The sequence below is a fragment of the Micromonospora sp. AMSO31t genome (assembly GCF_008868175.1).
Taxonomy (GTDB): Bacteria; Actinomycetota; Actinomycetes; order Mycobacteriales; family Micromonosporaceae; genus Micromonospora.
The window spans coordinates 1-12355 of record NZ_WBKT01000019.1 but is presented as its reverse complement, the minus strand read 5'-3'; the positions used below and the strand labels follow the sequence as shown (position 1 = coordinate 12355).

General features: G+C 75.1%; 13 protein-coding genes and 1 riboswitch. Of the genes, 7 read left to right on the top strand and 6 right to left on the bottom strand.

The genetic code is table 11. The annotated features are described in order from the left end of the window. Position 1: 1 nt before the first annotated feature. Together F8274_RS07070 and gcvP are read left to right on the top strand one after the other, a co-directional pair. Complete coding sequence (locus F8274_RS07070; RefSeq protein ID WP_151461480.1) at positions 2-859, top strand: NAD-dependent protein deacetylase; 858 nt, start codon at positions 2-4, stop codon at positions 857-859. Between the two features lie 66 nt (positions 860-925). Beyond that, positions 926-1024: riboswitch (glycine riboswitch) on the top strand. Between the two features lie 73 nt (positions 1025-1097). Further along, positions 1098-3917, top strand: a complete 2820-nt coding sequence (gene gcvP / locus F8274_RS07065) for an aminomethyl-transferring glycine dehydrogenase (RefSeq protein WP_151461479.1) — start codon at positions 1098-1100, stop codon at positions 3915-3917. A gap of 93 nt (positions 3918-4010) precedes the next feature. Here gcvP and F8274_RS07060 read toward each other — a convergent pair whose 3' ends face one another. Then, on the bottom strand, positions 4011-4211 hold the full coding sequence (locus tag F8274_RS07060) for a DUF5999 family protein (protein ID WP_109947276.1): 201 nt from the start codon (positions 4209-4211) through the stop codon (positions 4011-4013). A gap of 123 nt (positions 4212-4334) precedes the next feature. On the opposite strand from F8274_RS07060, the gene F8274_RS07055 reads away from it, so the two are divergent. Then, a complete protein-coding gene (locus tag F8274_RS07055; RefSeq protein WP_151461478.1) occupies positions 4335-5528 on the top strand; it encodes a chorismate-binding protein in 1194 nt (397 codons plus the stop codon). A 60-nt stretch (positions 5529-5588) separates the two neighbouring features. On the opposite strand, the gene pip is transcribed toward F8274_RS07055, so the two are convergent. Beyond that, positions 5589-6536, bottom strand: coding sequence for a prolyl aminopeptidase (gene pip, locus F8274_RS07050; RefSeq protein ID WP_151461477.1), 948 nt, complete (start codon positions 6534-6536; stop codon positions 5589-5591). Between the two features lie 52 nt (positions 6537-6588). Here pip and F8274_RS07045 point away from each other — a divergent pair, with 52 nt between their 5' ends. Further along, positions 6589-7080 (top strand): MarR family winged helix-turn-helix transcriptional regulator, encoded by a 492-nt coding sequence (locus F8274_RS07045; protein ID WP_151461476.1) that lies wholly within the window; start codon positions 6589-6591, stop codon positions 7078-7080. Positions 7081-7102: 22 nt separating this feature from the next. Here the strand turns inward: F8274_RS07045 and F8274_RS07040 are convergent, their stop codons facing one another. Then, positions 7103-7909, bottom strand: a complete 807-nt coding sequence (locus tag F8274_RS07040) for an ABC transporter permease (RefSeq protein ID WP_225853640.1) — start codon at positions 7907-7909, stop codon at positions 7103-7105. Beyond that, a complete protein-coding gene (locus F8274_RS07035) occupies positions 7906-8865 on the bottom strand; it encodes an ATP-binding cassette domain-containing protein (protein WP_151461475.1) in 960 nt (319 codons plus the stop codon). Before F8274_RS07035 ends, F8274_RS07040 begins: the two co-directional genes overlap by 4 nt. Positions 8866-8937: 72 nt before the next feature. On the opposite strand from F8274_RS07035, the gene F8274_RS07030 reads away from it, so the two are divergent. Further along, positions 8938-9726 (top strand): TetR/AcrR family transcriptional regulator, encoded by a 789-nt coding sequence (locus F8274_RS07030; protein WP_151461474.1) that lies wholly within the window; start codon positions 8938-8940, stop codon positions 9724-9726. A gap of 10 nt (positions 9727-9736) precedes the next feature. Further along, entirely contained in the window at positions 9737-10246 is a 510-nt protein-coding gene (gene def, locus F8274_RS07025) for a peptide deformylase (RefSeq protein WP_151461473.1), read from the top strand. Positions 10247-10273: 27 nt separating this feature from the next. On the opposite strand, the gene F8274_RS07020 is transcribed toward def, so the two are convergent. Continuing rightward, the gene (locus F8274_RS07020; RefSeq protein ID WP_151461472.1) at positions 10274-11047 is read right to left on the bottom strand and encodes a GNAT family N-acetyltransferase; all 774 of its coding nucleotides are present in this window, start codon (positions 11045-11047) and stop codon (positions 10274-10276) included. Between the two features lie 32 nt (positions 11048-11079). Further along, complete coding sequence (locus tag F8274_RS07015) at positions 11080-11853, bottom strand: TSUP family transporter (RefSeq protein ID WP_151461471.1); 774 nt, start codon at positions 11851-11853, stop codon at positions 11080-11082. A 186-nt stretch (positions 11854-12039) separates the two neighbouring features. On the opposite strand from F8274_RS07015, the gene F8274_RS07010 reads away from it, so the two are divergent. After that, positions 12040-12355, top strand: a 316-nt coding sequence (locus F8274_RS07010; protein WP_192579737.1) for an endonuclease/exonuclease/phosphatase family protein, incomplete at its 3' end; no start/stop codon positions are given.

Genomic DNA, 12355 nt, shown 5'->3' with positions numbered 1-12355 from the left:
CATGGACGCCGTGACCGAGACGTTCGACGCGTTGACCCGGCTGGTGGGCGCCGGGGACGTGGTGGTGCTCAGCGGCGCCGGCCTGTCCACCGAGTCGGGCATCCCGGACTACCGGGGGCCCTCCGGCGCGGCCCGCCGGCACACCCCGATGACCTATCAGGCGTTCACCCGGGACCCGGACGCGCGGCGGCGCTACTGGGCGCGCAGCCACCTGGGCTGGCGGCTGATCGCCCGGGCCGCCCCCAACGACGGGCACCGGGCGGTCGCCCGGCTGCAACGCGCCGGCCTGCTCGGCGGGATCATCACCCAGAACGTCGACGGCCTGCACACCGCCGCCGGCGCCACCGGCGTGATCGAGCTGCACGGCGGTCTCGACGAGGTGACCTGCCTGGACTGCGGCAACCTGACCTCCCGCGACGAGCTGGACCGGCGGCTGGCCGAGGCCAACCCGGGTTTCGACGCGCACGTCGCGCACGTCAACCCCGACGGCGACGTGGACCTGCCCGACGAGGCGGTGGCCCGGTTCCGCACCGTCGACTGCGGCATCTGCGGCGCCGGCATGCTCAAACCGGACGTGGTGTTCTTCGGCGAGACCGTGCGGGCCCCACGGGTCGCCGACTGTTTCGCCCTGGTCGAGCGGGCCCGGGCGCTGCTGGTGCTCGGCTCCTCCCTGACCGTCATGTCGGGGCGCCGGTTCGTGCTGCGCGCGGCGAAGCTGGGCATCCCGGTGGCCATCGTCAACCAGGGCGCCACCCGCGGCGACGGGCACGCCACCCTCATCCTCGACGCGCCGCTGGGCGCGACGCTGACCGCCCTGGCCGACCGGGTCGCCGCCGGGCCGGTCCCCGCCGCCGTGTGACCGACCCCCCGGCGGGGTACGACATGAGCCGGAAACATGGTCGCTGGTAGCGTTGACCATGCCGGTACCACCCACGTGGGAGAGACCGCCCGGGAACCACCCGGACGGCGCCGAAGGGGCAGATTCTCCCCGGAACCTCTCAGGCAAAAGGACCACGTGGGCAGGCGCTGTGGAGCGCGTCAGCGCGACTCAGGGGGAGGCCGACCCGTCGACCTCGCCCCCACAAGGAGCGCAGCGCATGACCGCAGAGCAGTTCGCCGACCGGCACATCGGACCCGGCCCGGACGACGAGCGCCGGATGCTGGAGGCCGTCGGTCACAGCTCCATCGACGAGCTGATGGACGCCGCGATCCCCGAGGTGATCCGCTGGCACGGCGCCCTGGACCTGCCCGCCCCGGCCAGCGAGCGGGAGGCCATCGCCGAGCTGCGCGCCCTGGCCGCCCGCAACACCGTCGCCGTGTCGATGATCGGGCTGGGCTACCACGGCACGCACACCCCGGCGGTGATCCGCCGCAACGTGCTGGAGAACCCGGCCTGGTACACGGCGTACACGCCGTACCAGCCGGAGATCAGCCAGGGCCGCCTCGAGGCGCTGCTGAACTTCCAGACCATGGTCACCGACCTGACCGGGCTGGCCACCGCGAACGCCTCCATGCTCGACGAGGGCACCGCCGCGGCCGAGGCCATGACCCTGGCCCGCCGCGCGTCGAAGATCAAGAGCCCGGTGTACGTGGTCGACGCCGACACCCTGCCGCAGACCGTCGCGGTGATCACCAGCCGGGCGGAGCCGCTCGGCATCGACGTGCGGGTCCTCGACGTGGAGCGCGACGAGCTGCCCGACGAGTTCTTCGGCCTGCACCTGCAGTACCCGGGGGCGTCCGGCGCGGTCCGCGACCACAGCCGGCTGGTGGAGGCCGCGCACGCCGCCGGCGCGCTGGTCACGGTCGCCGCGGACCTGCTGGCGCTGACCCTGCTGCGCCCGCCCGGCGAGATCGGCGCCGACATCGCCGCCGGCACCACCCAGCGTTTCGGCGTGCCGATGGGCTTCGGCGGCCCGCACGCCGGCTACCTGGCGGTCCGCTCCGGGCTGGAGCGGATGCTGCCCGGCCGCCTCGTCGGGGTGTCCAAGGACGCCGACGGCAACCCGGCGTACCGGCTGGCGTTGCAGACCCGCGAGCAGCACATCCGCCGGGAGAAGGCGACCAGCAACATCTGCACCGCGCAGGTGCTCCTGGCGGTGATGGCCGGCATGTACGCCGTCTACCACGGCCCGGACGGGCTGCGGGAGATCGCCCGGCGTACCCACGGGGCGGCGGCGCGGCTCGCGGCCGGGCTGCGCGCCGGCGGCGTGCAGGTCGCGGACGTCGCGTTCTTCGACACCGTCACGGCGACCGTGCCGGGGCGGGCCGCCGAGGTGGTGGCCGCCGCCGCGGAGCGCAACGTGAACCTGCGGCTGGTCGACGCCGACCGGGTCGGCGTCTCCTGCGACGAGACCACCACCCCCGCGCACGTGGCGGCGGTGTGGGCGGCGTTCGGCGTCGCCGGGGTCGACGGGGAGGTGGACGCGGCGCTGCCCGACGGCCTGGCCCGCACCAGCGACTTCCTCACCCACCCGGTGTTCCGCACCCACCACTCGGAGACGGCGATGCTGCGCTACCTGCGCCGGCTGTCGGACTTCGACTACGCCCTGGACCGGGGCATGATCCCGCTCGGGTCGTGCACCATGAAGCTGAACGCCACCACCGAGATGGAGCCGGTCACCTGGCCGGAGTTCGCGCACCTGCACCCGTTCGCCCCGGCCGAGCAGACCGCCGGCTACCGGGACCTGATCGCCCAGCTGGAGGGCTGGCTGGCCGAGGTGACCGGCTACGACGCGGTCAGCGTGCAGCCCAACGCCGGGTCGCAGGGGGAGCTGGCCGGGCTGCTGGCCATCCGGGCCTACCACCGGGAGCGCGGTGAGGCGCACCGCGACGTGTGCCTCATCCCGTCGTCGGCGCACGGCACCAACGCCGCGTCGGCGGTGATGGCCGGCATGCGCGTGGTGGTGGTCGGCTGCGACGACGACGGCAACGTCGACCTGGTCGACCTCGACACGAAGATCGACAAGCACCGGGACGCGCTCGCGGCGATCATGGTGACCTACCCGTCCACCCACGGCGTGTACGAGACGGGCATCGCGCAGCTGTGCGCGAAGGTGCACGACGCGGGCGGCCAGGTGTACGTCGACGGCGCGAACCTCAACGCGCTCGTCGGGTTCGCCAAGCCGGGCCGGTTCGGGGCGGACGTGTCGCACCTGAACCTGCACAAGACGTTCTGCATCCCGCACGGCGGCGGCGGTCCCGGTGTGGGCCCGGTGGCGGTGCGCGCGCATCTGGCGCCGTTCCTGCCCGGTGACCCGCTGGGCGCGCACACCGACGGGCGGCCGGCGATCTCCGCGGCGAACCACGGGTCGGCGGGGATCCTGCCGATCCCGTGGGCGTACCTGCGGATGATGGGCGCCGAGGGGCTGGCCCGGGCCACCGGTGTGGCGGTCCTCGCGGCGAACTACGTGGCCGCGCGGCTGCGGCAGCACTTCCCGGTGCTGTACGCCGGCAACAAGGGCCTCGTGGCGCACGAGTGCATCCTGGACCTGCGGCCGCTGACGAAGGCGACCGGGGTGAGCGTCGACGACGTGGCGAAGCGGTTGATCGACTACGGCTTCCACGCGCCGACGATGTCGTTCCCGGTGGCCGGGACGCTGATGGTGGAGCCGACCGAGAGCGAGGACCTGGCCGAGCTGGACCGGTTCTGCGACGCGATGATCGCCATCCGCGCGGAGATCGACAAGGTGGGCTCGGGGGAGTGGCCGGCGGGGGACAACCCGCTCGCGAACGCGCCGCACACGGCGGCGATGGTGTCGGGTGACGAGTGGCCGCACCCGTATCCGCGGTCGGTGGGCGCGTACCCGGCTCAGGACCGGGCGGGGAAGTACTGGCCGCCGGTGCGGCGGATCGACGGCGCGTACGGCGACCGGAACCTGGTCTGCTCGTGTCCGGCGCCGGAGGCGTTCGAAAGCTGAGGCGCAGCGCGCCGGGGCGGTGCAGTGCCGCCGCCCCGGCCGGCGCGTCGACCGGTCGGTCGGCGCGTAGGCTCCCTGACGGAGCGTGATCGGTCAGGCGACGAGGGCGTGTCGGGCGGGGCCGCGGTGCGGGGCGATGGTGCTGCCGTCGGGGAGCAGCTCACCGGTGTCCTCGAAGACGATCACACCGTTGCAGAGCAGGCTCCAGCCCTGCTCACGGAAGCAGGCGATGACGCGTGCGGCTTCGCGATCGGTCGCCTCGGCGGAGGGGCAGGTGGGTAGGTGCTGGCACATCGGGTTCTCCGGACTGTGGGGGCACTGTGTCATGGTTCACATGACCAGTGACGCACAGTACCAAGTGAAAGCGCGCGCTATCGAGCAAGGATGCGGCTTGTTCACCCGAAATCGGCTGAACGGATGAGTGTGAACCGACCGGACGGCGTGGAAGCGCTCCCAAAGATGGGGATCGACGTTCCCGCGGCGCCGCCGGAGTGCCGGGGCCGGCTCGTGGAACGGGCCCGGCTGGAATGGTGGCTGGCCGACGGCGGCGACCCGGCGGCGCTCGCCGAGGATTTCCTGGCCGCGCACGGCGTGGCGCTGTCCGACCTGGCCCGGCCGGCCGCCCACGACCCGCACGGGACCTGCGGCGCCGCCCTGTTCCTGTCCGCCGCGGCCGGCGCCCGCGCCGCCGGCGGCCCGGCGGGCGCGCCCACGCCGGCGCCGGCGCTGCCGGACCTGGTGGTGGTGGTCTACGGCCACGCCGACCGGCCCGCCCCGCCGGCCGGCCCCGGACCGGGCGGCGGCTGGTGGCTGGGCCCGTGGCGGGACAGCTGGACACCCGCCGCGCACGCCGAGGCCGTGACGGCGGTCCGGGCGGCCATCGGGCGCGGCGACGTCTACCAGGTCAACGTCGTCGGGCACGCCGCCGCCGCGTACGCGGGCGACCCGCTGCCCGCCCTCGCGCGCCTCGGCGCGCTGCCCGGCGCCCGCTACGGCGGCACCCTGTCCGGGCTCGGCTGGGCGATCGGCTGCGCCTCCCCGGAAACCCTCGTCGCGGTCGAACACGGCCGCCTGGTCACCCGGCCGATCAAGGGCACCCGCCCGGCCACCCCGGCCGGCCGCCGGGAGCTGCTCGCCTCGGCGAAGGAACGCGCCGAGCACGTCATGATCGTCGACCTGGAACGCAACGACCTGGCCCGGGTGGCCCGCACCGGCTCGGTGCGGGTCGACGAGCTGTTCGCCGTACGCCGCTGGTGTGACCTGTGGCAGGCCGAGTCGACGGTGTCCGCGGCGCCCGCCGACGGCCTCGGCCTGGCCGGCCTGCTGCGGGCGGTCTGCCCCGGCGGGTCGGTCACCGGCGCCCCGAAGCTCGCCGCGCTCGACGAGATCGCCGCCCGGGAGCCGGTCGGCCGCGGCGCGAGCATGGGCGCGCTCGGCTGGGTCGGGGCGGGCCGCGTCGACCTGGGCCTGACCATCCGCACCGCCGCCGCGGACGCCGAACGCCTGCACCTGTGGGCCGGTGGCGGCATCACCTGGGGCAGCGACCCGGCCGCCGAGGTCGCCGAGGCCGCCGCGAAGGCCGCCCCGATCCGGGCCCTGCTCGCCGCCTGACCCGCTCCCGTACCTCGACCCGCCGCGCGGCCTGCCGGGACGGCGCCCGGTGGGCGGGGCTCAGGCGTGGGCGAAGGCGTCCAGGGCGGCGACCACGCGCTCGCCCACCCCGTGGCCGCTGCCGTGGCCGCCGGACTCGACGATCTCCAGCCGGGCGTCGGGCCACGCCTGCGTGAGCTGCCAGGCGATGTCCGGCGGGCCGCTGACGTCCAGGCGGCCCTGCACCAGCACGCCGGGAATCCCGGCGAGCGTGCCGGCGTCGCGCAGCAGCTGCCCGTCGGGCAGGAACCCCAGGTTGCTGAAGTAGTGGGTGACCAGGCGGGTGAAGCCCGCCCGGAACACCGGGTCGGCGTAGCGGGGGCTGGCCGAGAACCCGCCGGCCAGGGACACGTGCACGTCCTCCCAGGCGCACCAGTCGCGGGCGGCCCGGTCGCGCACCCGCGGGTCCGGGTCGTTGACCAGCCGGGCGTACGCGGCGGACAGGTCACCGTCACGCTCGGCCGGCGGCGCGCCGTCACGGAACCGGGCCCACTCCTCGGGGAAGATCCGGCCCATGTCCCGGGTCACCCAGTCGATCTCCCGGCGGGTGTTGGCGACCACGCTGAACAGCACCAGCGCGGTGACCCGTTCCGGGTGGCGCTGGGCGTACGCGAGGGACAGCGACGAGCCCCAGGAGGCGCCGCAGAGCAGCCACCGGTCGACGCCCAGGTGCGCGCGCAGCCGTTCCATGTCGGCCAGCAGGTGGGCGGTGGTGTTGACCGACAGGTCGGTGGTCGGGTCGCTGGCGGGTGGGGTGCTGTGGCCGCAGCCGCGCTGGTCGAACAGGATGATCCGGTAGGCGGCCGGGTCGAACAGCCGCCGCCAGGAGGCGCCCGCGCCGGAGCCGGGCCCGCCGTGCACCACGAGGGCCGGCCGCCCGTCGGGGTTGCCACAGGTCTCCCAGTGGATCCGCTGGCCGTCGCCGACGTCGAGCTGGCCCTGCGCGTACGGCTCGATCGGTGGATACATCGGCCTTCCCCTCCCACGACCTGAATGCAACAGCGCTGTTACATTAGCGGACGTGACCGCCACCCCCGACCGTGAGGCCCTCGGCACCCTGCTGCGCCACGTCCTCGAGGTGCTCGACGGCGACGTGGCCGCCGTCTACGCCGACCTCGACCTGCCCGGCTACCGGCCGCGCTACTCACCGCTGGTGCGGGTGCTCGTCGCCGACGGACCCCTGGCGATCCGCGACCTGGCCGCCCGGGTCGGCGTCACCCACTCCGCGGCCAGCCAGACCGTCGCCCAGATGGCCCGCGCCGGCCTCGTCGACCTGGCTCCCGGCGCCGACGCCCGGCAGCGCATCGTCACCCTCACCGACCGGGCGCGCGCCCTGCTGCCGGTGATCGAGGCCGAGTGGGCGGCCACCACCACCGCCATGCGCCGGCTGGACACCGAGCTGCCCGTACCCCTGGCCGACGAGCTGTACGCGGTGCTCGCCGCGCTGCGCCGCCGCCCGCTGCGCGACCGGATCGCCGACACCGGCCTGGCGCCCACCCGGCCGCCGGCCTGAGCGGGGCCGGCGGCCGGGGGTCTCACCGGCCCAGGCGCTGCCAGCGGCGTACGGACAGCGGGAGGAACACGGCGACCAGCAGCAGCGGCCAGGCCACCGCCAGGGCCACCGCGTGCTCGGCCGGCCAGGAGCCGGCGCCCCAGCCGGGGTTGCCGAACAGGTCCCGGGTGGCGGCCACGGTGGCCGACAGCGGGTTCCAGGCGGCGACGGCGGCGAGCCACCCCGGCATGGTGGCCGGGGCGACGAACGCGTTGGAGGCGAAGCCCAGCGGCCAGACCAGGATCTGCAGCGCGGCGACCGTCTCGGGGCGGCGCAGCAGCAGCGCCAGGTACACGCCGAGCCAGATCATCGCGAAGCGCAGGAGCAGCAGCAGCGCCACCGCGGCCAGCGCCGCGAGGGGGCCACGGTGCGGCTGCCAGCCGATCAGAACGCCGCAGCCGAGCACCACGGCCAGGGCCACGGCGGAGTGCAGCAGGTCGGCCACGGCCCGGCCGGAGACCACCGCGGCGCGGCTCATGGGCAACGACCGGAACCGGTCGGTCACGCCACGGGCGGTGTCCACGGCCACGGCCGTGTAGGTGGTCTCCACGCCGAAGAGCATGGTCATGGCCACCATGCCGGGCAGCAGGAACTCCCGGTAGTCGGCGCCGTCGGGCAGTGCCATGGCGCCGCCGAACAGGTAGCCGAACATCAGCAGCAGCAGGACGGGAAACAGCAGGCCGAACAGCACCTCGCCGGGGCGGCGCGCCCAGTGGGCGAGGGTCCGGCGGGTCAGGATCGCGGTGTCGGCGGCGGCCCAGCGGGCCCGGGACAGCGGCAGGACGGTCACGCCGGCACCTCCGTGCGGGAGTCGGTGAGGTGCAGGAACACCTCGTCGAGGGTGGGGCGGCGCACCGCAACGTCGCCGGCGCGCAGGCCGGCGACCTCGACGGCGCGCAGCACCGCGGCGAGCGCGGCGACCCGGTCGGTGACCGGGACGCTGAGCCGCAGCGCGGCGCGGTCGACGGTGGGCGCCGCGCCGGTGGCGGCGGTGACCGCCGCGGCGGCCGCGGCCAGGTCGTCCGGGTGGTGCAGCACCACGTCGATCCGGTCGCCGCCGAGGGTGGACTTCAGCTCCTCCGGGGTGCCGGCCGCGGTCACCCGCCCGTGGTGCAGCACCCGCACGCCGTCGGCGAGCCGGTCGGCCTCCTCCAGGTACTGGGTGGTCAGCAGGACGGTGGTTCCGGCGCCGACCAGGGCGCGTACGGCGTCCCAGACGTCGCTGCGGGCGCGCGGGTCCAGGCCGGTGGTCGGTTCGTCGAGGAACAGCACGGGCGGGTCGACGATCAGCGCGGCGGCCAGGTCGAGCCGCCGGCGCATCCCGCCGGACCAGCCGGCCACCGGCCGGTGGGCGGCCGCGGTCAGGTCGAAGCGGTCCAGCAGGTCGTCGGCGCGCGCCGCCGCGCGGGCCGGGGAGAGGCGGTGCAGCCGGCCGAACAGCACCAGGTTCTGCCGGCCGCCGAGGATCTCGTCGACCGCCGCGTGCTGGCCGACCAGTCCCAGGTGCGCGCGGGCCCGGTCGGCCCGCCGCCGTACGTCGAACCCGGCCACCCGGGCCACCCCGGAGTCGGCGCGCAGCAGGGTGGTCAGGATGCGCACCAGGGTGCTCTTGCCGGCCCCGTTCACGCCGAGCACCGCGCAGACCGTGCCCGCGGGCACCGCCAGGTCGACGCCGTCCAGGGCGACCTGGTCGCCGTAGCGCTTGTGTAGGCCCTCCGCCTCGATCGCTGGTCCGTCCCGTCGCATCGGCCCCTCCGCTCCTCGTCCGGTACGCCGTACCGTACATCATACGAGAAGGGGGGTCGGTACAGTCGGCGGGTGACCACCGAGTACAGCGGCACCGGGGACCCGGCGCGCAGCCTCGCCCTGCTCTGGCGTACCCGGGAGAAGGCCAGCCGCAAGGGCGGCGACCTCTCCGTGGAGCGGATCGTGCGCGCGGCCATCGAGGTCGCCGACGCCGACGGGCTGGCCGCGCTGTCGATGCGCCGAGTCGCCGAACGGCTCGGGGTGGGCACCATGACCCTCTACACGCACGTGCCCGGCAAGGGCGAACTGCTCGACGTCATGCTCGACACCGTCTACGGCGAGACCAACCGCCCCGAGCAGGTGCCGGGCGGCTGGCGGGGCCGGCTCGCCCAGATCGCCCGGGAGAACTTCGCCCTCTACCTGCGCCACCCGTGGCTGCTGCAGGTCGCCACCACCCGCCCGCCGCTGGGCCCGAACCTCATCGCCAAGTACGAGTACGAGCTGGGCGCCGTCGACGGCATCGGCCTGACCGACCTGGAGATGGACGCCGTCATCACCCTGGTCACCGGCTACGTCCACGGCGCGGCCCGTCCCGCCGTCGAGGCGGCCCAGGCCACCCGGCACACCGGGATGACCGAGCAGCAGTGGTGGCACGCCCACGCCCCGTACCTGGAGAAGGTCCTCGACCCGAACCGGTTCCCCCTCGCCGCCCGGGTCGGCACCACCGCCGGGCAGGAGTACCAGGCCGCCGGGGACCCGGCCCGCGCCTTCGAGTTCGGGCTGGCCCGCCTGCTCGACGGCGTCGAGGTCCTTCTCCGCGACCGGGCAGGTGCCGCACCCGCCGGGGTAACGGGCGGCTAGCCTTCCGGGCATGACTATGCGCCCGATCCGGATCATCGGCGACCCCGTGCTGCGCACCCCGTCCGAGCCGGTGACCAGTTTCGACGCCGAGCTGCGCGCGCTCGTGCAGGACCTCATGGACACGCTGCTCGGCGCACCCGGCCGCGCCGGCGTCGCCGCCCCCCAGATCGGGGTGAACGCCCAGGTGTTCGTCTACGACGCCGACGGGCACCGCGGCCACCTCATCAACCCGACCCTGGAGCTGTCCGAGGAACTCCAGGACGACGACGAGGGCTGCCTGTCCATCCCCGGGCTGTACTTCCCGACGCCGCGCGCCCTGCACGCCACCGCGCACGGCGTCGACCAGCACGGCCAGCCGCTCACCATCGCCGGCAGCGGATTCCTGGCCCGCGCCCTGCAGCACGAAACCGACCACCTGCACGGCCGCCTGTACGTGGACACGCTGCGCGGCGACACCCGCCGCCGGGCGCTGCGGGAGATCCGCGCCGGCCGGTTCGACTCGCCCAGCCGGGGCCGCTGACCGGCGACCCGGGGGCGGGTCAGCCGGTCACGGCAGGCGGCGCAGCGCGCACTCGGTGAACTCCGCCACCCGCGTGAAGCCGAGCCGCTCGTACAGACGCACCGCCGGGATGTTGTCCGCCTGCACGTTCAGCGTCACGTGGTCGACGGTGGCCCGCAGCCCGGCGCACACCGCGGCCACGGCCGCCCCGGCCAGACCCCGCCCCCGCACGTCCGGGTGGGTGGTCACATTGCCCAGCGCCGCCACCCGCCACGTCGGCGACCACACGTGCACCCCGGCCACCGCCACCAGCCGGCCGCCCTCCCGCACCCCGACATACCGGCCGGTGTCCAGCATCCGCGGGTCGAACCAGTTGCCCGGGTACGCGGCCGCGTACAACTCCCGCAGCTCCGGCAGGTCGGCGCGGCCCAACGGCGCACCGGCCGGCGCCACCGCAGCCAGCCGGGCCGGGTCGGTCAACGCCATCCGGTGGTGCGCGGCCTCGTCGGACACCGCGTACCAGCGGGACACCGTCGCGTCCAGGCCGGGGGAGAGGTGCGCCCACAACCGGGCCGGCAGCACCGGCGCCGCCTCGGCCAGCAGCGCCGCCAGGTCCCCGGCGCGCTCCGGCGGCGCGAACGCCAGCAGCGTGGGCAGCTCGACACCGTGGTAGAGCAGCACCACCTCGTCGCCCCGGCGGAACCACGACGTGTACGGCCAGAAGAAGTCGTCCAGGTCACCCAACTGGTACGCGTGCAGCACCGGATCCCGCCCCAGCAGCTCGGCGAGGACGACACGGTCGTGTTCGGCGCGCACAGCCACCCGCCGATGATCACACGCCGACGGTCAGCGCCTCACGCCGCCACCCACTGGTCGTAGCCCAACTTGCCCACCAGCGCCACCACCACGACCAGCAGCACCACCCGCACGAAACCCGAACCGCGCCGCAACGCCATCCGCGCGCCCACCGCCGCCCCGGCCACGTTGCACACCGCCATCGCCGCGCCCAGCAGCCACCACACGTGCCCGGTCGCCGCGAACACCACCAGCGCACCCAGGTTCGTGCCCGCGTTGACCACCTTCGCCATCGCCGACGCGTGCACGAAGTCCGACCCCAGCAGCGCCGTGAACGCCAACACCAGGAACGTGCCCGTGCCCGGCCCGATCAACCCGTCGTACAGGGCGATGCCCAGCCCGGCCACCGCCACGGCCGTCACCACCCGCACCGGCGTGCGCCGCTCCGGATGCGACACCACCCCCAGCCGCGGCCGGGTCAGCACGAACACCGCCACCGACACCAGCACCACGAGCAGCACCGGCCGGTACGCCCCCGCCGGCACCGCGCCCGCCAGCGCCGCACCCAACCCGGCGGTCAACACCGCCAGGCCCGCGGCCGGCCCGGCCACCGCCCAGTCCAGCTTCGTGCGCCGCGCGTACGTCACCGCCGCCGTCGACGTACCGAAGATCGCGGCCAGCTTGTTCGTGCCCAACGCCGTCGCCACCGGCACCCCCGGCGCGCCCAGCAGCAGCGCCGGCAGCAACAACAGGCCACCGCCGCCCACCACGGCGTCCACCCAGCCCGCCACGGCGGCCGCGCTCAACAGGGTCGTCAGCGACAGAGGATCCACGGGCCGCCATTCTGCCCACCCCCACCACCCCGGCGGGACGCCCTGTGGCCAGCCTCACCGCAGCTCAACGCCCCCGCAGCCGCCGCAACCACAACCCCAGCGACGCCACCGCCACGAACACCAGCATCGAACACAGCAACGCCTTCAGCACCGGGCAAGCCTGCCACGCGGACGTAGGGTGTGCAGGTGCGCCTGGCCACCTTCAACCTGCTGCACGGCCGGTCCCTCACCGACGGACTCGTCGACCCCGACCGGCTCGCCGCCGCCGTCACCGCACTCGACGCCGACGTCCTCGCCCTGCAGGAGGTCGACCGCGACCAGACCCGCAGCGGCCGCCTCGACCTCACCGCCATCGCCGCCCGCGCCCTCGACGCCCCCGAACACCGCTTCGCCGCCGCCGTCGTCGGCACCCCCGGCGAACAGTTCCGCCCCCTCACCCACGACGACGACGGCCACGGCGAACCCCTCTACGGCGTCGGCCTGGTCAGCCGCCACCCCGTCC